Source organism: Streptomyces sp. NPDC031274, from assembly GCF_055570235.1.
This window is the reverse complement of record NZ_JBVIHP010000006.1, coordinates 36,789-56,807: the sequence shown is the minus strand read 5'-3', so window position 1 is coordinate 56,807 and position 20,019 is coordinate 36,789. Positions and strand designations below refer to the sequence as shown.

The window sequence follows — 20,019 nt, the reverse complement described above, 5'->3', positions numbered from 1 at the left end:
GGTGAGGGTCAGGGCTTGCCCCGCTGGGCGCGGAGGTGTTCCGCGATCGGGGTCAGGGCCTTGTGGAGTTCGCCGAGTGCCTCGGGTGAGATCAGGTCGACGAAGTGCCGGCGGACCGAGTCGACGTGGTGCGGGGCGACCCGCTGCATGGTCTCCATGCCCTCGTCCGTGAGGACGGTGTAGAGCCCGCGCCGGTCGGACTCGCAGTTCTCCCGGCGGACCAGACCCGCGTTCTCCATTCGGGTGATCTGGTGGGAGAGCCGACTCTTGGACTGCAGCGTGGCGGCCGCGAGATCGCTCATACGCATCCGCTTCTCGTCCGTCTCGGAGAGATGCACGAGGATGTCGTAGTCGTTCATGGTCAGGTTGAACGGCTGGAGGTCCTTCTCGAGCTGATATGTCAGCATCCTGTTGACCTCCACGTGGGTGCGCCAGGCGCACTGTTCCTCGTTGGTCAGCCACTGCGGGGCCGTCTCGGTCTCCATGGAATCGATTCTACCTAAGAAGTTGAAAGGTGAACGAATGTCGGTGTGTGACACGTGCCTCGTGCCCCCCAGATGACAGAGGGGTACAGACGTTCGCCGTCACACTCCGCAGACTACCGCTCACAGGCCGAAGCGACGCTGGAGGTCCCCCAGTTGTCCGGGAAGGCGCGGTTGCCCTGGCTGCTGCCCGTGTTGACCAGGTTGGCCGCGTTGCCCCGGTGTCCCCTGACCGCCCGGCACGCCCGCCTGCTGCGGCACCGCACCCGTCGCCTGCTCGGTCATGAGCGCCTCCGAGGACTGCAGAAGCACCGTGCCCGCACCCACGAACTCGAACTGGTGCTCCTCCCCGGATGTCCCGCCGATCCCGCTCAGCGCCCGCACGCCCCCGATGACTCCGGTCAGGTATCCGTGGTCGTAGTGATGGCAGGGCGAAGGGCAGTCGGCCCAGCCCACCAGGGCCTGTGGATCGACCCGGATCGGTGGCTCCATGAACACCACGGGGCCGTTCGAAGCGGCAACGAACTTGCCGGTCCCGATCAGGGTCAGGAAGCCAGGAACGATGGATTGCTTGAGCGCGAGAGTTGGCTGAAAAGCGAGGAGGTTGCCCGAGCGAATGGTCAGGTTGCCGTCTTCGAGGTCGTACGAATTCACGTCGAAGGCCCGGTCGGCGAGGAGCATCTTGCCCTGGCCGTCGGCGACGACCCAGTCGCTCGCGTGCAGGGGCGAATGGAAACTCGTGCGCACCAGGCGGTCCAGGCGGCCGTGTCCGATGCCGTTGAACTCGATCGACCCGTAGTAGGCGATCATCTTCCCCTTCTGCAGGAACCACTGGCTCCCCTTGAGTTCCACACAGAAGGTGTACGCGTTCACGCTGTCGTCGCTCGGCAGCGACATCGGGTCGAGGGGCGCGGGCGCACCCGAGGGCATTGAGGGGTTCATAGCTTCTCCTCCGACGCCTGGACGTACACCGCACCGCTTCCTGACAGCTCGAGCTGGAAGGCCTCGCCCGAGCCGCGGCCCACCATGTCGCGCCAGCCGAGCGCCGTGGAGAGCTTGTTGCGTACGTCGCCGTGGTGCGCCACATATGCCTGCGGGTCGACATGGACCGGGCGCTGCGGGGTGATCGGCACCTCGATGACTCCGCCGTGCGCCATGACCGCGACGGAGCCCTGTCCCTTGAGGGTGGTCGTGAAGAGGCCCTGTCCGGTGACCTGTCCGCGCACCATGCCCATGACGCCGCCCTGCGAGCCCATGAACATCGTGCCCTGCTGGAGTGTGCCGTCGAAGGCGAGCAGCCGGTCCGCCTCCACGTAGAGGGTGTCTCCGGAGAGGCTGATCACCTGGATGTGGTGGCCGCCGTGCCCGAAGAGGACGGTGCCGCTGCCCTCGACGGTCATCAGGGGCGTCGCCTCGTTGGCGACCCTGCGCCCGATCATCGAGCCCAGGCCGCCCTGCCCGCCCTGGATGTTGGGGGTGAACGCGACCTCTCCCTTGTAGGCGAGCATGGCGCCGCGCTGGCTGAACAGCCGCTGGCCCGGGAGGACGGTCGCCTCGACCATCTTCGAGTTGATCTCTCGGAAGGGCATGTCAGACGTCCCCCGCGATCGTGGTCCGCTCGCTGGGCTGGACGTAGACGAGTCCTTCGCCCTCGAAGCGGATCTGGAAGGCCTCGCCGCCGCCCTCGCCGAGCAACGTACGGAAAGTGACGCCCGACTGGAGGTTCTGGCGGAGGTCACCCTGGTGCGCCACATAGGCCCCGGGGTCCACCGTCAGCGGATACTGCCGACTGACCCGCAGCACCACCGCCGGGCCATCGGACATGATCGCCGCCTGGCCCGAGCCCTCGACGGTCGTGGTGAACAGGCCGTTGCCCTGTGAGGCGCCGCGGACGCCGGTGAACTGGGTGCCGGTGCGCAGGGCCGCGTCCGTGCACAGGAGATTGCCTGCCTCGACGAAGAGCTTCTCGCCGCGCAGCTCCACGAGGTTGATCTCGGTGGCGCGGTCGGCGAACCAGCACGTGCCGTGCCCCTTCACCTCCATCACCGTCATCTGCTCGCCGGTGAGGCGCCGGGTCACCATGCCCCGGATGCCCTCGCCGCCGCCCGTCATCTTTTTGAAGGCCATCTGGCCGTCGTACGCGACCATCGAGCCGTTCTTCGCCTTGACGGCGTCGCCGGACATGTCCACGGCGAGCACCCTGCTGCCTTGCAGTCGGAACGTTGCCACGTATCGACGGTAGCCGTCGGATATGGGGTCGGAACAGGGCAACGGCCCCTGAGCGAACCCCGAGAATGCCCCGATGTCACAATGGGGGTCGCTTGTGCGCGCATTCACAAGATCGATAGATGGATAGATCGACGAATTGCGCCGTCGAGCGGCCCCGCCCCCTCGCCCCGCCTCCCTCCGAAGGTGATCCGTGGACATCAAGACCGCTTCCGCACTCCGCCGCCTCCGCCTGGTCTCGGCTCCCGAGGCCATCTCTTTCCTGCTCCTGATCGTCTGCTCGGTGCTCAAGCGGACCACGGAATTCAACGCCGTACCGGTGATGGGCATGGTCCACGGCGTGCTCTTCGTCCTGTACGTGCTCTTCTGGCTCGACGCCTGGAACCGTACGAAGTGGAACCTGAAGACGGCCGCCCTCTACTTCGTCCTCTCCGTCCTGCCGACCGGCGGTTTCTTCGCCGAGCGGAAGCTGAAGGGTGAGGCCGAGGCCGCGGTGATCGCGTCGCGCGCCCGCCGCGAAGGGGTCGTGGGCGCATGATCATCGCCTTTTCCGTGACGCCGCTCGGCGTCGGCGAGGACGTGGGGGAGTACGTCGCCGACGCGGTCCGCGTCGTCCGCGAGTCGGGCCTGCCCAACCGGACGGACGCGATGTTCACGTCGATCGAGGGCGAGTGGGACGAGGTGATGGACGTCGTCAAGCGTGCCGTCGCCGCGGTCGAGGCGCGGGCGCCGCGTGTCTCCGTGGTCATGAAGGCGGACATCCGCCCCGGGGTGAGCGACGGGTTGACGTCGAAGGTCGACACGGTGGAGCGGCACCTCTCCCAGTAGCCGCACCTTTCCCGGCAGCCGCACCTCTCCCAGTAGCCACACCTATCCCGGTGGCCGCCCCTCTCCGAGTGGCCGCCCCCGTACCGCGAAGAGCCCCCGCCGAGTTCATCAGGCGGGGGCTTTCTTCTTGCCGCCGCCCTCAGCAGCCGCACCCCCACCCCGCAACCGCAGCCAAACCGTTCACCCTAAAACCGCTCGCACGGACGCATCTGGTTCGACACGCCGAGGAAACTCCCCTTTTGTGAGGTTATCGGCTTGTTCGTGTCTGAACCTGCCAGACCCAGATCACCCACGACCTGGAGGGCGCTGTGCGGCCGGAGGGCTACGACTACGACACCCACAGCACACTCGCCGGACCGCTCACCGAGCCGGACGGCGAAGGCGGCGAAAGCGGCGGCAGCGGCGAAGGAGGCCGCTATCGGGTGCAGTACACCAAGCTGCTCTCCAGTGAGCCCCACCGAATACGGGCCGTCATCCTGATGACGCTCGCGCCCGTCCTCACCGGCCTCCTGCTCGTCTACCTCGTCTGGCCGACCCACTGGACACAACGCGAGGGCGCCGACCGCTGGCTCATCGGTCTCGACATCACGATGCTCGTGGCCATCGGACTGATCGAGCTGTTCATGCTCGTCAACGTCATCTCGATCGCCCACGCGACGATGATGGCGAGGGACCCGATCCCGGTCACCCCCGAACCCGGCACCCGCGTCGCGTTCCTCACGACGTACGTTCCTGGCAAGGAACCCCTCAGCATGGTCCGCGCCACCCTCGAAGGCGCCAAGCGGATACACCACACAGGGCCCCTCGACGTCTGGCTCCTGGACGAGGGCGACGACGGCGAGGCCAAGGCGCTCTGCGCCGAACTCGGCGTACGCCACTTCACCCGCAATGGCGTCCCCGAGTGGAACCGCGAGAAGGGCGTCCACAAGGCCCGCACCAAGCACGGCAACTACAACGCCTGGCTCGCGATGCACGGCTGCGACTACGACTTCTTCGCCTCCGTGGACACCGACCACGTCCCGCTGCCCAACTTCCTGGAACGGATGATGGGTTACTTCCGTGACGAGGACGTGGCGTTCGTCGTCGGGCCGCAGGTGTACGGGAACTACGACAGCCCCGTCACCAAGGCCGCCGAGTCCCAGCAGTTCCTCTTCCACGCCCTGATCCAGCGCGCCGGCAACCGCTACCGCGCGCCCATGTTCGTCGGCACCAACAACGTCGTACGCATCACGGCGCTCCGTCAGGTCGGCGGCCTGTACGACTCCATCACCGAGGACATGGCGACCGGCTTCGAGCTGCACCGCCACAAGAACCCCGCCACCAGGCGCCACTGGCGGTCGGTCTACACCCCGGACGTGCTCGCCGTCGGTGAGGGGCCCGCCTCCTGGACGGACTTCTTCACGCAGCAGATGCGCTGGTCACGAGGGACGTACGAGACGCTCTTCAAGCAGTACTGGAAGGCACCGTTCACGATGCCGCCAGGACGCCTCTTCTCGTACACGATGATGCTCGTCTACTACCCCATGACGGCCGTCAACTGGCTGCTCGGCGTGCTGAGCTGCGTCCTGTTCCTCTGGTTCGGCGCGTCCGGCACGCAGGTCGCCGCATCCGTCTGGCTGATGCTCTACAGCGACGCGGCAGCGCTCCAGGTGGGCCTCTACCTCTGGAACCGCCGCCACAACGTCTCCCCGCACGAACCGGAGGGCTCCGGAGGCCTCGCGGGCATGGCGATGTCCGCGCTCTCCGCCCCCATCTACGCCAAGTCGCTCGGCGCCGCCGTCCTGCGCCGCCCGAGCCGCTTCGTGGTCACCCCCAAGGGCGGCGACGCGAGCCCCGACCGGGTGCTCACCTTCCGCATCCACCTCTTCTGGGCGGCGGTGCTCGCCAGTTCGCTCGTGGCCTCCTTCGTGCTCGGCCACACCCATGTGGCGATGCGTACCTGGGCCGTACTGGCGATGGTCATCGCGCTCGCCCCGATAGCGATCTGGAGCTTCTCGCTGCTCGGGGAGCGCAGGGCGCGCGGCGAGGCCCGCAGGCGGGCGCGGCAGCGCGGCAGGCAGGACGCGGAAGGCCTGGGAGCCCAGGGCGCGGAGGGCGAGCCGGAGCCGGCGTTCGCCACCGGTACCACGACAGGAGGGAACTGACCCATGGCCTACCGGCCCTCTCAGCGCACCAGGAAGACGCTCCTCGGCGTCGGCGCGGGCACGCTGCTCGTAGGACTCAACGCCCCGGCGGCGCTCTCCTTCGCCGAGGAGAAGTACCACGAGTACGAGATCGCCCAGCCCGGCTACAAGGCGAAGTACGGCTCCTGGAAACAGATCGGCATCCCCGAGGAGTTCCGCACCAACGCCATCCACGCCGCGCTCCTGCACACCGGCAAGGTCCTGATCGTCGCGGGCTCCGGGAACGAGCAGAAGAAGTTCGACAAGGGGTCGTTCGACACGATCCTCTGGGACCCGAAGACGGACACCTTCAAGAAGGTGGCGACCCCGGAGGACTTCTTCTGCTCGGGGCACGCCCAACTCCCCGACGGCCGCCTCCTGGTCGCGGGCGGCACGGCGCGCTACGAACTCCTCGACGGCGAGCTCACCCATGCCGGCGGCGGGATGCGCGTCAAGAACGAGAACCCCGACAAGACCCTCGTCCTTAAGAAGGGCACCCGTTTCCGCTCGCCGTCGGGCGTCGAGTACGTGAGCAAGTTCGACGTCAAGGTCCCCAGAGCCGAGCGGGACTACGAGATCACGTACTCCAAGTCCGGTGCGATGAACCCCTGGAAGACGAAGGTCAAGGCGAGCGAGGCACGTGTCTTCGTGGAAGGCGCCCGGGAGGGCGAGGAGTTCATCACCGAGAAGGCGGCGCAGTACGAGATCGAGGGCCTCAAGGGCAAGGACGCGGACAACGCGTACGGGATCGCCGAGAAGATCACCATGGACAAGCAGGACTTCCAGGGGATCAAGGCGGCGTACGAGTTCGACCCGAAGGCGGAGAAGTACGTCCCCGTGGACCCGATGAAGAAGGCCCGCTGGTATCCGACGCTCGTCGGTCTCGACGACGGCAAGGTGCTCGCGGTCTCCGGACTCGACGACGTGGGCATGATCGACCCGGGCGACAACGAGATCTACGACCCGAAGACGAAGAAGTGGACCGACGGCCCCAAGCGCTACTTCCCGACCTACCCGGCGCTCTTCCTCACCAAGGGCGGCAAGCTCTTCTACCCGGCGTCGAACGCGGGTTACGGGCCCGCCGACAAGGGCCGTGAACCCGGCCTCTGGGACCTGAAGACCAACAAGTTCGACAAGATCCCCGGCCTCGTCGACCTCGACCAGACCGAGACGTCCGCCTCCCTCCTGCTGCCCCCGGCGCAGGACCAGAAGGTGATGATCATGGGCGGCGGAGGCGTCGGGGAGTCGGACAAGTCGACCAAGCGCACAGCCGTCGTGGACCTCAAGCAGGACAGCCCCGCCTTCAAGACAGGGCCCGAACTCCCGCAGGGCACCCGCTACCTGAACAGCGTGATCCTGCCGGACGACTCGGTGTTCACGTCCAACGGCTCCAAGGACTACCGCGGTCGCGGCGGGAGCAACATCCACAAGGCGCAGTTCTACGACCCCAAGACCAACAGCTTCCGCGCGGCGGCGTCCCCCGAGGTGGGCCGCAACTACCACTCGGAGGCGCTGCTCCTGCCCGACGGACGCGTCGTCACCTTCGGCTCGGACCCGCTCTTCGACAACCAGGAGAACACCAAGCTCGGCCACTTCGAGCAGCGCATGGAGGTCTTCACGCCGCCCACGCTGCACAGGGCGGGCGAGAACCGTCCGGTCCTTGGCGAAGGGCCGGAGCAGCTGGCGGCGGACGGCCGCGCGACGTTCCGTACGAAGAGTCCCGGGAAGATCGCGTCGGCCCGTCTGATGCGTCCCAGCGCGGTGACGCACACGACGGACGTCGAGCAGCGGTCGATCGCGCTTGGCCTCACCAAGGGCAAGGGTTCGGTGACGGTGGACGTGCCCAAGGGCGACACCGCCCTTGTGCCGCCGGGCTGGTACATGCTGTTCGTGACGGACCAGGACGGCGCGTCGTCGGAGGCGAAGTGGATCCATGTGAAGTAGCCCCCGGGCGGATCCAGGTGAAGCAGCCCCTGGTCGGGCGGGCGGTCAGGTGGCCTTGGCGTTGCGCGCGAGACCGAGCGCGTAGTCGGGCCACCACTGGCCCGCCGCCGGGCCGCCCCTGCACGGTCCGTCCGAGTCGCCGGGCCGCTTGATCCACAGGACCGCGTCGAGCAGCGCCTCACCGGTCTTGTCCGTGGGTGGGGTGCCCAGACCGCGCCCCGGCGGATTGCACCAGGCGTCCGCACGGTCACCGGCGAGCGGGCCCTTGCCGTTGCGGCTGGTGTCCATCACGAAGTGCTTGCCGCCGACGACCCCCGAGAGACCGCGGCCGTACGCCTTGATGGTGTCGTCGTCCTGGAAGTTCGACACGTTCAGCGAGAAGCCGTCCGCCCGTGCGATCCCGGCCTGCTTGAGCGGTTCGGCGAGCTTGCTCGCCTGGGTGATCCAGCCCGGGTTGCCCGCGTCCAGATAGACCTTCACCTGCGGCTGCCGCTTGAGCCGCTGGATGGCGTCGGCGAGCAGCTGGTAGCGCTCGGCGTGGTACTCGGCGGGGGTGCAGCCGTCCGCGATGTGCGGGATCGCGTCCGGCTCCAGGACGACGACGGCCGACTTGTCGCCGATGGTGCCCGCGAACGTGTCGATCCACTGCCGGTAGAAGTCCGAGCTGTGCGCGCCGCCCGCGGAGTGCTGCCCGCAGTCGCGGTGCGGAATGTTGTACGCGACCAGTACGGCGGTGCGGTCGGCTTGCGAGGCGCCGTCGACGGCCGCCTTGATGTCCGGGGCCGGGTCGTCGCCCGCGGGCCACACGGCCATGGGCTGCTCGGAGATCCGCTTCAGCGCGTCGGCGTCCTGGGTGCGGCCCTCCCGCTCCCACTGCCTGACCTGCCGGGCCGCGGCGCTCTGGGGGTCGACCCAGAAAGCGTCCTGCGGGGTCTTCTTGGCGGCGTCCGTGGAGGGACCTGCCTCGGCGGCCGTCCTCTCCTCGCCCTGCGCGCCGGAGTCGGATGAGCACCCTGCCGTGAGCCCGAGGGCCGTCAGGGCCGTGAGTGCGGTGAACGTGCGGAGCAGCCGGTGCATCAGGTCCCCTTGGGCGACGGTGAGGGGCAATCGTTACATAACGGTCTAATCGCCCTCGGTTGCGACACCGGACCGACCGGACCGGGCTCCGTCAGATGGTCAGATGCCGCCGCCACCGTCACCGCGACCTTCGCCGCCGTCCTCGCCCCCGTTTTCGCCGACGCCCCCGCCTCCGCTCGCCAGCGCGATGCCCAGCGGGGTCCGCTCGTAGAGCACCTGATGCCCGTACCGCCGCGAGACAAGGAGCCCCGCGCCGCGCAGCGCGGTCAGATGCGCGGAGACGGACGACGGGGCGAGTCCCAGGCGGTGCGCGAGCGCCGATGTGCCGGCCGGGTCGGTGAGCGCGGCGAGGACGGACGCCCTGCCCCGGCCCAGGAGCCGTACGAGCGCCTCGGAGGTGCGTTCGCTCGGCTCGGTCCAGAGACCGGCGATGCCGCGTGCGGGATAGACCAGCGTCGGCTGCCACGGCGGGTCGTGGCCGCCCACCACGTCGGGCCAGCAGAAGACGCTGGGCATCAGGACGAGACCCTGCCCCGCCAGATGCCGCACATGGTCGGCCGACCGCGCGACGGTCAGGGTCTCCGCGTCCCAGGTGAACCGCGGGTCGAGCTCGGCGACAAGGGTGCCGAGGCCGACCTCCGCGAGCCGCCGCGAATGGAAGGCGATGTCCGCCTCCAGGAGCGCCCGGAGCCGCGGCCAGTCCGGCTCGACGAGGGTGTGCCAGGCGGCTTCCATGGCGTCGGCGAGATCCCGTACCGCGCGTGCGGGATCGGCGAGCAGCGCGCGCCCCCGCGGCGACTCGGCCGCCCCCGCGGTAGAGGCGAGCCCCCGTGCGAGCTCGTCCCGTGCGACCTCGGGGGTGGCCGCGCGCACGGCCGCGATCTCCTCCTCGAAGGTGGCGGCGGGGCCGATGGGGGGAGGGCCGATGAAGTCCGGGCTGTAGCCCCGCTGCGGCATCATCAGCCACAGCGCCGTGAGGTCGAGCCCGGCGCTCGCCCCGCGGATCCGCCGCAGCCACTGCGGGTGGTAGCCGTGTCGGTCGGGCCGCTTGAGGGTGCGCACGGCTTCCTGCGTCTCCCACAGAGGTGAGACGGCGAACCGGCACCGCAGGAGATCATCGGGCCCGAAATGCAGTCGGTTCGGCACGGCTCCCCCCCACCCACGATTCCCGTGATCCCCATGATTCGTCTGTCGCCGAAACTCTAGGGCGAGAGGCACGCGCGCGTGCAGGGTGCGGACATGCCCGAAGAGAACCCCACGACCCCCGAACCCACCGGCTACCTCCGCCTCTTCAAGATCCGCGAGTTCCGTGCCGTCTTCCTCGCGCACGCCTTCTCACTGCTCGGCGTCGTCGTCAGCGAGGTCGCGCTCACCGTGCTCGTCTACGGGCTCACCGGGTCGCCGCTGCTCGGCGCGCTCACCTTCGCGCTCGGGATGCTGCCCTACCTCGTGGGCGGGACCCTGCTGTCGGGGATCGCCGACCGGTATCCGCCGCGCCGGGTGCTCGTGCTCTGCGACGTGGTGTGCGGCGGGTGTGCCGCCCTCATGGCCCTGCCCGCCACACCCGTCTTCGGACTGCTCGCGCTGCGGTGTGTCATCGCCGTCGTGTCGCCCGTGTTCAACGGGACGCGGATGGCGACCCTCACCGACATCCTCGGGGACGGTGACCTGTTCGTCCTCGGGCGCTCCCTGCTCCGGATCGTCTCGCAGAGCTCCGTACTCGTCGGGTTCGGACTCGGCGGCGTCCTGCTCACCGTCGTGGGGGGGCGCGGCGCGGTCATCCTCGCCGTCCCTCCCTCCGGTGTTCCCGACCTGCTCTTGCGGTGCTGGAGGGAGCAAGGACCCATGCGCGGGGGCGGCGGCAGCGCCCTTGTGCGGTACTCGCTCAGCGGCGCCGGGCAGGTGCTCGGCGACCGGCGGATCCGGGCGCTGCTTCTGCTCCTGTGGGCGCCGCCCATGTTCATGGTCGCCCCGGAGGCGCTCGCCGCTCCGTACGCCGACCAGATCGGCGTCGGGGTCGCGGGCGTCGGACTCCTGATGTGCGCGCTGCCGGTCGGCACGATCGCGGCGGAGCTGTACGCGGGCTCCGCGCTCTCGGCGAGCACCCGGGCCCGCGTCGCCCTGCCGCTCGTCTCGGTCACGCTGCTCCCGCTCACCGTGTACGCCGTCACTCCGGGGCTCCTGTGGGCGATGCTCGCCCTCGCGCTCGCCGGAGCCGGATCCGCGTACACGCTGGGCGTCGACCGGTGGTTCGTCGACGCCGTACCGCAGGAGCTGCGCGGGCGGGCCATGACCGTGCACACGGCGGGGCTCATGACGATCCAGGGTGTCGGGATGGCGCTCGCCGGGCTCGCGGCGGAGTTCTTCGCGGTGAGCACCGTCGTCACGGCGTCGGGCGTGCTCGGCACGGTCTGCTGCCTGGCCCTGGCCGCCGAGGCGCGCGCCACACGCCCTTCGCCTGCCGGTGCATCCCCCGCCCCGCAGGAACAGGCGACCGAATTTCGAGACGGGGCTGACCAGCATGTGACCGGCGGGTAAGGTCTTTGGCGTGCCGAAGCCGCTCAGTCTTCCCTTCGATCCCATCGCCCGCGCCGACGAACTCTGGAAGCAGCGCTGGGGTTCCGTACCGGCGATGGGCGCGATCACCTCGATCATGCGTGCGCAGCAGATCCTGCTCGCCGAGGTCGACGCGGTCGTCAAGCCGTACGGACTGACCTTCGCTCGGTACGAGGCGCTGGTCCTGCTTACGTTCTCGCAGGCCGGTGAGTTGCCGATGTCCAAGATCGGCGAGCGTCTGATGGTCCACCCCACGTCCGTCACCAACACCGTCGACCGCCTGGTCAAGTCCGGCCTCGTCGACAAGCGCCCCAACCCGAACGACGGGCGCGGCACCCTCGCCTCCATCACGGAGAAGGGTCGCGAGGTCGTCGAGGAGGCCACGCGCGAGCTGATGGCCATGGACTTCGGGCTCGGGGTGTACGACGCCGAGGAGTGTGCGGAGATCTTCGCGATGCTGCGGCCGCTGCGGGTGGCCGCGGAGGACTTCGAGGACAGGGGCTGAGCGGGCGCGCCGGCGTTTTCGCGGGTCAGCGGGTTGTCCCCCGCCGACGCGGGGGTGGCGCGGCCACGCAGGTGCGGAGCACGGGAAGCATGATGTGCTCCCCGCGGGCGCGGGGATTTTTCGGACGGTTACGCTCGTAGCCATGAAATCCAGCGTGCTGACCCGCTACCGGGTGATGGCTTACGTCACCGCCGTCATGCTCCTCATCCTGTGCGCCTGCATGGTGGCGAAGTACGGCTTCGAGAAGGGCGAGGGCCTGACGCTGGTCGTCTCCCAGGTCCACGGTCTCCTCTACATCGTCTACCTGATCTTCGCCTTCGACCTGGGCTCCAAGGCGAAGTGGCCGTTCGGCAAGCTCCTGTGGGTGCTCGTCTCCGGCACCATCCCGACGGCCGCGTTCTTCGTCGAGCGCAAGGTCGTGCGCGAGGTCGAGCCGCTGATCGTCGACGGCTCCCCGGCCACCGTGAAGGCGTAACCTCCACCGCCACGGACAGGTCCGTGGCGGTGAGCCATCGACATTTACTAGGACGTCCTAGTAAATTCAAAGGTATGGACGCTGACGCCATCGAGGAGGGCCGCCGTCGCTGGCAGGCCCGGTACGACACCGCGAAGAAGCGCGACGCGGATTTCACCACGCTCTCCGGCGACCCGGTCGAGCCCGTCTACGGGCCACGGCCCGGGGACGCCTATGAGGGATTCGAACGGATCGGATGGCCCGGCGAGTACCCCTTCACCCGCGGCCTCCACCCCACCGGCTATCGCGGCCGGACCTGGACCATCCGCCAGTTCGCGGGCTTCGGCAACGCCGAGCAGACGAACGAGCGCTACAAGATGATCCTGGCCGCCGGCGGCGGCGGACTCTCCGTCGCCTTCGACATGCCGACCCTGATGGGCCGCGACTCCGACGAGCCGCAGTCCCTCGGCGAGGTCGGGCACTGCGGGGTCGCCATCGACTCGGCCGCCGACATGGAGGTCCTGTTCCAGGACATCCCGCTCGGTGACGTCACGACGTCGATGACGATCTCCGGACCCGCCGTCCCCGTCTTCTGCATGTATCTGGTCGCCGCCGAGCGGCAGGGCGTCGACCCGGCCGTCCTGAACGGCACGCTCCAGACGGACATCTTCAAGGAGTACATCGCGCAGAAGGAGTGGCTCTTCCAGCCCGAGCCGCATCTGCGTCTCATCGGTGACCTGATGGAGCACTGCGCGCGGGACATCCCCGCGTACAAGCCCCTTTCGGTCTCCGGCTACCACATCCGCGAGGCCGGGGCGACGGCCGCGCAGGAGCTCGCGTACACCCTCGCGGACGGCTTCGGGTACGTCGAGCTCGGCCTGAGCCGCGGCATGGACGTGGATGTCTTCGCGTCCGGCCTCAGCTTCTTCTTCGACGCGCACCTGGACTTCTTCGAGGAGATCGCCAAGTTCCGCGCCGCCCGCCGGATCTGGGCCCGCTGGATGCGGGACGTGTACGGCGCGCAGACCGACAAGGCCCAGTGGCTGCGCTTCCACACGCAGACCGCGGGGGTCTCGCTGACGGCCCAGCAGCCCTACAACAACGTCGTACGCACCGCTGTGGAGGCCCTCTCCGCGGTCCTCGGCGGTACGAACTCCCTGCACACCAACGCCCTCGACGAGACCCTCGCGCTGCCGAGCGAGCAGGCCGCCGAGATCGCGCTGCGCACGCAGCAGGTGCTCATGGAGGAGACGGGCGTCGCCAACGTGGCGGACCCGCTCGGCGGCTCCTGGTACGTGGAGCAGCTCACCGACCGCATCGAGGCCGAAGCCGAGAAGATCTTCGAGCAGATCAAGGAGCGGGGGCGCCGGGCGCATCCGAACGGGGAGCACCCCATCGGGCCCATCACCTCCGGCATCCTGCGCGGCATCGAGGACGGCTGGTTCACCGGTGAGATCGCCGAGTCGGCGTTCCAGTACCAGCAGTCCCTGGAGAAGGGCGACAAGCGGGTGGTCGGCGTCAACGCCCACCACGGCTCCGTCACCGGCGACCTGGAGATCCTGCGGGTCTCTCACGAGGTGGAGCGGGAACAGGTCAAGGTCCTGGGTGCTCGCCGCTCGGCGCGGGACGAAGTGCGGGTGCGGGCCTCGCTCGACTCCATGCTCGCCGCTGCCCGCGATGGGTCCAACATGATCGCCCCCATGCTGGAGGCGGTGCGGGCCGAGGCGACTCTCGGGGAGATCTGCGGTGTCCTGCGGGACGAGTGGGGGATTTACACCGAGCCTCCTGGGTTCTAGTTCGGGTGCTCCGGGGGTGGGGGGATCCGCGGGCCGCCGTGGCTGGTCGCGCAATTCCCCGCACCCCTGAAAAGGCCCCTGCGGGGCCTTTTCGGGGCCCTCTTGGAACCCGGCCGAAATTTGTGGGTGTCAGATACACGGGGCTGGGTAGGCGCCGCCCGTCGACCCGCCCTGCCCCTGGAGTCACCCTGTGTCACCCGTGAGCCTGTCCGGCCCCTCCCGCACCGCCGCCATCGCCATCGGGGCCGCCTCGGCCACGCTTCTCGGCGCGCTGATGCTGGCCGGTTCCGGAGAGGTGAGCGCGAGCCCGCCGCCCGAGCCGAAGGTTCAGGACACCTTCGACTCGCTCGGCCCCGCCGTGCACGCGGCGAAGCTCCCGAACGGCCGGACGGCGCACTACTCCGACACGGGGAACAAGAAGGGCAAGCCCGTCCTCTTCATAGGCGGGACCGGCACGAGCGCCCGAGCCGCGCACATGACGGACTTCTTCCGTACGACCCGCGAGGACCTGGGCCTGCGCCTCATCTCCGTCGAGCGCAACGGCTTCGGTGACACGGAGTACGACAAGAAGCTCGGCAAGGCGGACTTCGCCGACGACACCCTCGAAGTGCTCGACAAGCTCGGCGTGGACGACGTGAGCGTCATCGCGATCTCGGGCGGCGGCCCCTACGCGGCGGAGCTCGCGGGCCGCGCCCCCGACCGCGTCTCGGCCCTGCACCTCGCGGCGGCCCTGCCGCCCTACGGCACGAAGCCCGAGTACTGCTCGATGTCCGACGACGAGCTCGCCGACACCGTGAAGGACTCCATCAAGGACCCGCGCAAGTGGTGGGCGTTCCCGGACGACAGCCCCGTCAAGTCGATACCGGGCTTCGCCGACACGGCGTACGAGGAAGGCGCGCGCACCTACAACCAGCGCGGCCAGCAGGCGGACCCCGCGCCGCAGGTGCACGAGCAGAAGCTGTACTGCGGTCGGCCGGGCCCGGACCTGAAGAAGCTCGACGCCCCCGTGTACCTCTACGGCGGCGAGAAGGACACCACGGTGCCGCCCGCGACCCTCAAGACCTGGCAGGACGCACTGCCCGGCAAGGCGAAGGTGCGTACGTACGCGGACTCCGGGCACGACGTGCAGTACCGCCACTGGGACCAGATCCTGGTCGACCTGGCAGGACACGGCGACCGTACGGTCATCTGCCGCGGCAAGCACACGCGCGTACTGCCCGCCGACGAGGCCGACCGGCTCGTCGCCAAGGGCAAGGCCACGCTGGGCAGCTGCGCCTGGAAGAACAGCTGAGAACCACTAGGGCCCTTCTGATGGATCTCCGCGGCGTCGCGACGCCCGGCACGCACCCTCGCCGCACGGCGCAAAGGGACAGGTGACTCCGCCACATGACCCTTCACGCCGCACGCCGATGGCACGCACCGAACGCCGCTCCTTCTCCCACGGAGATCCATCAGGAGGGCCCTAGGACCTCTCGCCGGGCAGCGTCAGTCTGAACAGCGCGCCCCCGCCCGGCGCCCTCTGTGCCGAGAGCTCCGCTCCGTGCGCGTGGGCGATCTGGCGGGCCATCGCGAGGCCGAGGCCCGAGCCCGGCAGGGCGCGGGCCTTCTCGGCGCGGTAGAAGCGGTCGAAGACGTACGGCAGGTCCTCCTCCGCGATGCCGGGGCCGTGGTCGCGGACCGTCAGGGCGGCCGGTGTGAGGGAGACCTCCACGGGGGAGCCGGGCGGGCTGAACTTGGCCGCGTTGTCCAGGAGGTTGGTGACGAGGCGGGACAGGCGCGCCGGGACGCCGGGGATGCTCGTGCCGTCGGTGTCCGGCGTCATGTGCAGCGTGAAGGGCACCTGCGGCCAGTGGCCGCGCGCCGCGTCCACGACATGGGCGACCAGGGGCGCGAGCCGCACTTCCTCCAGGAGCGGCTGCGGCTCCTCGTCGCGGGCCAGTTCGATCAAGTCGTTGACCATGCCGGTCACTTCGCGGAGCTGGCGGGAGAGGGCCCCTGACGCCCGCTCGCGCTGTTCGTCGCTCAACCGGTCCGCGCGGGCGAGGAGTTCGGCGTTCGTACGCAGTGCCGTCAGCGGAGTGCGCAGCTCGTGCGAGGCGTCGGCGACCAGGCGGCGTTGTGCGGTGACCGACTTCTCCAGCTCGGCCAGCATCGCGTTGAACGAGGCGGCCAGGCGCGTCACCTCGTCCTCGCGGTCCTCGCGGCCCGCGGGGCCCGGCGGCAGCTCGATGCGGTGGCGGGCGTCGCGGGTCGCCGTGATGCGCTCCGCCGTGGCGGTGAGGCGGGCGACCGGGGCGAGGCCGGTGCGCGAGACCCAGTAGCCGCCGAGCCCCGAAAGGAGCACTCCGGCGCCGCCCACCGCGGAGAGCAGCCCTGCCGCCTGGCGTACTCCGCGCTCCGCGATGTCGGCGCGCAGGGCGACCTGCACGGCGTCGCCCTTGCCGTAGGTGGTGGTGTACATCCGGGTCGGCTTCCCGCGCAGCGTCAGGCTCGTGTAGTACGGCGCCGCGTCGCCGCTCGCGACCTTCCGGGTGGAGTCGGTGACCGGGAGCAGATACGGCTTCGACGGGTCGTTCGCGGGGTCGGTGGGGACGATCTGCGAGCAGGCGGGGGCGCCGAGGAAGCGGCACTCGCCCGTCAGGACCCCCGGATCGTTGTCGTAGTTCCGCTGCTGGGCGATGAGGGTCGCCGACTGGGCGAGGTTCTGGTCGAGCTGCTGGTAGAGCTTGTAGCGGATGACGAGGAACGCGGCCACGCACACCCCGACCGCGACGAGCGCGACGGCCGCCGCGGCGGCGAGCGCGAGCCGGGTGCGCAGCGGACGCCTGCGCCGCCACCGGGCGCCGAGCCTGCGCCGGGCGCTCACGGGCTGCCGAGCCGGTAGCCGACGCCGTGCACGGTGTGCACCAGGCGTGGTTCGCCGCCCGACTCCAGTTTGCGGCGCAGGTAACCGACGTACACGGCAAGGGAGTTGGAGTCGGGCCCGAAGTCGCGCCCCCAGACCGACTCCTGGATGAGCTCGCGCGGAAGCACCCGGCCCGCGTTGCGCAGGAGCAGTTCGAGCAGGGCGAACTCGGTGCGGCTGAACTCGACCGCGCGGTGGCCGCGGCGGCCGGTGCGGGTCGCGGGGTCGAGGACGAGATCGGCGTACACGAGGTCGTCGCCGTCGGCGGGGGAGTGCGGCTCCGGGGCGGCTCGGCGTAGGAGGGCGCGGACACGGGCGACGAGTTCGTCGAGGGCGAAGGGCTTCACCAGATAGTCGTCGGCGCCCGCGTCGAGGCCGTCGACACGTTCGCTGACGGAGCCGAGTGCGGTGAGGACGAGGACCGGTGTGCGGTCGCCGATGGCGCGCATCTGGCGGCAGACGGCGAGGCCGTCCATGACGGGCATCATCACGTCAAGGACCACGAGGTCCGGCTCCCACCGGGCGATGGCGCTGAGCGCGCGCTGCCCGTCGGCGGCGCCGCGGACCACGTGCCCCTCGATCGTGAGGGCGTCCTCGACCGCCGCGCGGACCTCGGGATCGTCGTCGACGACCAGGACCTTGGCCGGCGGGGCGCCGCCGCCGGTCAGGGGTGGGCCCGGCCTGCTCGTGAAGCTCATGGGCCAAAGGTGCCAAACGCTGCTCTTAAAACCCTCTTAGACCTGCTCGTAATGCTCCATTGCCATGCGAACACCCGATATGCGACCCGATACGCGACCCGATAGGCGGTCTCCCGGGACAGGGGCCGCTGCCCCTCTCTCCGTCGTCATCGGCGCGGGCGGCACCGGTGGACACATCTATCCCGGGCTCGCCCTCGCCGACGCCCTGCGGCGCGCCGTGCCGGACGCGGTCGTCTCCTTCGTCGGTACGCGGCGGGGGCTCGAGACCCGGTTGATACCGGACGCCGGGTACCGGCTCCACACCGTCGACATGATCCCGTTCGACCCGTCGCTCGGCGCCAAGCGGTTCCTCCTGCCCGCCGCCCTGGTGAAGTCGGGCGCCCAGTGCCGGGCGATCCTGCGGGAGCAGGGCGCGCAGGTCGCCGTCGGGATGGGCGGCTACCCCAGCGCTCCCGTCATCGTCGGCGCAAGGATGGCCGGGCTGCCGAGCCTCATCCACGAGTCCAACGCCGTCCCCGGCCGCGCCAACCGTTTCGCGGCCCGCCTCACCCCGAACATCGCGGTGGCCTTCGACCGCAGTCGAGAACACCTGCCGGGCGGGGAGCGGGCCCACACCACCGGAATGCCCATCGCGGCGCCGCTCGCCGCGCTCGACCGGGGCGCGCTGCGGGCCGAGGCCCGCCGGGAGTTCGGGGTTCCGGAGGCGGCCCGGATGCTGCTCTTCAACGGCGGCAGTCTCGGCGCGGCCCGGCTCACCGAGGCGGCCGTGGGGCTCGCGGCACGCTGGCGGCACCGCGGGGACGTACAGCTCCTGATCAAGACGGGGCCCGCCGCGCTCGACGAGACACGGCGGCGTCTGGTGGAGGCGGGCGCGGAGGGGATCGCCCGTGCCGTCCCCTACCTCGACCGGATGGACCTCGCGTACGCCGCAGCCGACCTGGTGGTCTGCCGTGCGGGCTCGGCGACCGTGGCCGAACTCGCCGCCACCGGGGTCCCCGCCGTCCTCGTCCCCTACCCGCACGCGCCGGGCGACCACCAGACCCACAACGCGCGCGTCCTGTCCGACGCGGGCGCGGGACTGCTCCTTCCCGACGGCGAGACGACGGCGGCGCGGCTCGCGGAGCTTGTCGGGCCCCTGCTCGCCGATCCGGCGCGGCTCGCCGCGATGAGCGGGGCTGCGGATCCGGGCCCGCACGCGCGGGCGGCGGACCTGCTCGCCGAACGAGTCATCCAACTGACGCACCACACACCCCACTTCTCGCACTTGGAGTACGCATGAGCAACAAGGGAACGACGTTCAGCTGGGCCGGTCGCACCGTCCTCGTCACCGGAGCCGAGGGCTTCATCGGCTCGACGCTCGTCGATCTGCTCCTGGAGCAGGGGGCGAAGGTCCGCGCCTTCGTGCACTACAAGCCGTACGCGGAGAAGGGGCATCTGGCCCATCTGATGGGGGACCCGCGGGTTGAGATGCTCGCGGGTGACGTCCGGGACGCGGGGCGTGTGATGGACGCGGTGGAGGGCTGTGACACGGTCTTCCACCTGGCGGCGCTGATCGGGATCCCGTACTCGTACGACTCCCCGGGGGCGTACGTCCAGACGAACGTCGTCGGCACGGAGAACGTCGCGGAGGCGTGTCGGCGGCACTCGGTGCGGCGGCTCGTCCACACGTCCACGAGCGAGGTGTACGGGACGGCGCTGACCGCCCCGATCTCGGAGGACCACCCGCTCCAGCCCCAGTCTCCGTACTCCGCCTCGAAGATCGGCGCCGACATGATGGCGCTCTCGCACTGGCACGCGTTCGAGCTGCCGGTGACGGTGGTTCGCCCCTTCAACACGTACGGGCCCCGGCAGTCGGCACGTGCGGTGATCCCCACGATCCTGGCCCAACTGCACTCCGGCGCCCGGGAGATCAAGCTGGGCTCGCTCTCCCCGACGCGGGACTTCACGTACGTGACGGACACCGCGCGGGGCTTCATGGCGCTGGCGGCGTGCGAGGCGGCCGTCGGCCATGCGGTGAACCTGGGGGTGGGGCAGGAGATTTCGATCGGGGATCTCGCGGAGGCGCTGATCGAGGCGTCCGGCCGCGAGGCGAGGGTGGTCGTCGACCCGTCCCGTCTCCGCCCTTCGGGCAGCGAGGTCCAGCGGCTGCTCTCGGACAACTCGCGGGCGAGGGACTGGGCGGGGTGGACTCCGTCGGTGTCCTTGGGGGAGGGCCTGAAGCGGACGTCGGCGTGGGTCGCCGAAAACCTCCGCCTCTTCGCGGCGGACCGCTACCAGGTCTGACCTTTGCCTGCGGGCTGGTGGGGCGCCCCCTGTCCCGCCGCTTCGCGGCGGATTTCTCCCGCCCACCCACCCGAGTACCCCGGGTAATCGGGTGGGTGGGCGG

General features: G+C 70.0%; 19 protein-coding genes. 11 read left to right on the top strand and 8 right to left on the bottom strand.

Going from position 1 to position 20,019, the window contains the following annotated elements; translation table 11 throughout:
- Positions 1-8 precede the first annotated feature (8 nt).
- From ACZ5CR_RS11990 to ACZ5CR_RS11975, 4 genes are all read right to left on the bottom strand, one after another.
- Positions 9-485: a MarR family winged helix-turn-helix transcriptional regulator gene (locus ACZ5CR_RS11990; protein WP_389916641.1), complete on the bottom strand. Its 477-nt coding sequence runs from the start codon at positions 483-485 to the stop codon at positions 9-11.
- 120 nt (positions 486-605) lie between these two features.
- Positions 606-1,424: an AIM24 family protein gene (locus ACZ5CR_RS11985; RefSeq protein ID WP_468856322.1), complete on the bottom strand. Its 819-nt coding sequence runs from the start codon at positions 1,422-1,424 to the stop codon at positions 606-608.
- Positions 1,421-2,071, bottom strand: a complete 651-nt coding sequence (locus ACZ5CR_RS11980) for an AIM24 family protein (RefSeq protein WP_468856321.1) — start codon at positions 2,069-2,071, stop codon at positions 1,421-1,423. The genes ACZ5CR_RS11985 and ACZ5CR_RS11980 overlap by 4 nt, the downstream gene beginning before the upstream one ends.
- Position 2,072: 1 nt before the next feature.
- A complete protein-coding gene (locus tag ACZ5CR_RS11975) occupies positions 2,073-2,711 on the bottom strand; it encodes an AIM24 family protein (RefSeq protein ID WP_468856320.1) in 639 nt (212 codons plus the stop codon).
- Between the two features lie 190 nt (positions 2,712-2,901).
- Here ACZ5CR_RS11975 and ACZ5CR_RS11970 point away from each other — a divergent pair, with 190 nt between their 5' ends.
- From ACZ5CR_RS11970 to glxA, 4 genes are all read left to right on the top strand, one after another.
- The gene (locus tag ACZ5CR_RS11970) at positions 2,902-3,246 is read left to right on the top strand and encodes a DUF3817 domain-containing protein (RefSeq protein WP_389916646.1); all 345 of its coding nucleotides are present in this window, start codon (positions 2,902-2,904) and stop codon (positions 3,244-3,246) included.
- Positions 3,243-3,536: an MTH1187 family thiamine-binding protein gene (locus ACZ5CR_RS11965; protein ID WP_468856318.1), complete on the top strand. Its 294-nt coding sequence runs from the start codon at positions 3,243-3,245 to the stop codon at positions 3,534-3,536. The genes ACZ5CR_RS11970 and ACZ5CR_RS11965 overlap by 4 nt, the downstream gene beginning before the upstream one ends.
- 308 nt (positions 3,537-3,844) lie before the next feature.
- Positions 3,845-5,680 (top strand): glycosyltransferase family 2 protein, encoded by a 1,836-nt coding sequence (locus ACZ5CR_RS11960; protein WP_468856316.1) that lies wholly within the window; start codon positions 3,845-3,847, stop codon positions 5,678-5,680.
- 3 nt (positions 5,681-5,683) lie between these two features.
- On the top strand, positions 5,684-7,642 hold the full coding sequence (glxA, locus tag ACZ5CR_RS11955; protein WP_468856314.1) for a radical copper oxidase GlxA: 1,959 nt from the start codon (positions 5,684-5,686) through the stop codon (positions 7,640-7,642).
- Between the two features lie 45 nt (positions 7,643-7,687).
- Here glxA and ACZ5CR_RS11950 read toward each other — a convergent pair whose 3' ends face one another.
- Positions 7,688-8,719 (bottom strand): glycoside hydrolase family 6 protein, encoded by a 1,032-nt coding sequence (locus tag ACZ5CR_RS11950; protein ID WP_468856312.1) that lies wholly within the window; start codon positions 8,717-8,719, stop codon positions 7,688-7,690.
- A 99-nt stretch (positions 8,720-8,818) separates the two neighbouring features.
- Positions 8,819-9,865, bottom strand: coding sequence for an ArsR/SmtB family transcription factor (locus ACZ5CR_RS11945; protein WP_468856311.1), 1,047 nt, complete (start codon positions 9,863-9,865; stop codon positions 8,819-8,821).
- Positions 9,866-9,958: 93 nt separating this feature from the next.
- Between ACZ5CR_RS11945 and ACZ5CR_RS11940 the strand changes: the two genes are divergently transcribed.
- The 5 genes from ACZ5CR_RS11940 to ACZ5CR_RS11920 all read left to right on the top strand — a co-directional run bounded on the left by ACZ5CR_RS11940 (position 9,959) and on the right by ACZ5CR_RS11920 (position 15,321).
- On the top strand, positions 9,959-11,257 hold the full coding sequence (locus ACZ5CR_RS11940) for an MFS transporter (protein ID WP_468856308.1): 1,299 nt from the start codon (positions 9,959-9,961) through the stop codon (positions 11,255-11,257).
- Positions 11,258-11,267: 10 nt separating this feature from the next.
- Complete coding sequence (locus ACZ5CR_RS11935; RefSeq protein WP_468856305.1) at positions 11,268-11,780, top strand: MarR family winged helix-turn-helix transcriptional regulator; 513 nt, start codon at positions 11,268-11,270, stop codon at positions 11,778-11,780.
- A 142-nt stretch (positions 11,781-11,922) separates the two neighbouring features.
- Positions 11,923-12,255 (top strand): DUF3817 domain-containing protein, encoded by a 333-nt coding sequence (locus ACZ5CR_RS11930; protein WP_468856303.1) that lies wholly within the window; start codon positions 11,923-11,925, stop codon positions 12,253-12,255.
- Positions 12,256-12,329: 74 nt separating this feature from the next.
- A complete protein-coding gene (locus ACZ5CR_RS11925; RefSeq protein WP_468856301.1) occupies positions 12,330-14,030 on the top strand; it encodes an acyl-CoA mutase large subunit family protein in 1,701 nt (566 codons plus the stop codon).
- 190 nt (positions 14,031-14,220) lie between these two features.
- Positions 14,221-15,321: an alpha/beta fold hydrolase gene (locus ACZ5CR_RS11920; protein WP_468856299.1), complete on the top strand. Its 1,101-nt coding sequence runs from the start codon at positions 14,221-14,223 to the stop codon at positions 15,319-15,321.
- Positions 15,322-15,492: 171 nt separating this feature from the next.
- Here the strand turns inward: ACZ5CR_RS11920 and ACZ5CR_RS11915 are convergent, their stop codons facing one another.
- Both ACZ5CR_RS11915 and ACZ5CR_RS11910 read right to left on the bottom strand, forming a co-directional pair.
- Positions 15,493-16,896, bottom strand: coding sequence for a sensor histidine kinase (locus ACZ5CR_RS11915; protein WP_468856297.1), 1,404 nt, complete (start codon positions 16,894-16,896; stop codon positions 15,493-15,495).
- Positions 16,893-17,633, bottom strand: a complete 741-nt coding sequence (locus ACZ5CR_RS11910) for a response regulator transcription factor (RefSeq protein ID WP_468856294.1) — start codon at positions 17,631-17,633, stop codon at positions 16,893-16,895. Before ACZ5CR_RS11910 ends, ACZ5CR_RS11915 begins: the two co-directional genes overlap by 4 nt.
- Before the next feature lie 79 nt (positions 17,634-17,712).
- On the opposite strand from ACZ5CR_RS11910, the gene ACZ5CR_RS11905 reads away from it, so the two are divergent.
- Both ACZ5CR_RS11905 and ACZ5CR_RS11900 read left to right on the top strand, forming a co-directional pair.
- Positions 17,713-18,912, top strand: coding sequence for a UDP-N-acetylglucosamine--N-acetylmuramyl-(pentapeptide) pyrophosphoryl-undecaprenol N-acetylglucosamine transferase (locus tag ACZ5CR_RS11905; protein WP_468856888.1), 1,200 nt, complete (start codon positions 17,713-17,715; stop codon positions 18,910-18,912).
- Positions 18,909-19,916 (top strand): SDR family NAD(P)-dependent oxidoreductase, encoded by a 1,008-nt coding sequence (locus tag ACZ5CR_RS11900; RefSeq protein WP_468856292.1) that lies wholly within the window; start codon positions 18,909-18,911, stop codon positions 19,914-19,916. Before ACZ5CR_RS11905 ends, ACZ5CR_RS11900 begins: the two co-directional genes overlap by 4 nt.
- The last annotated feature ends 103 nt before the right edge of the window (positions 19,917-20,019 follow it).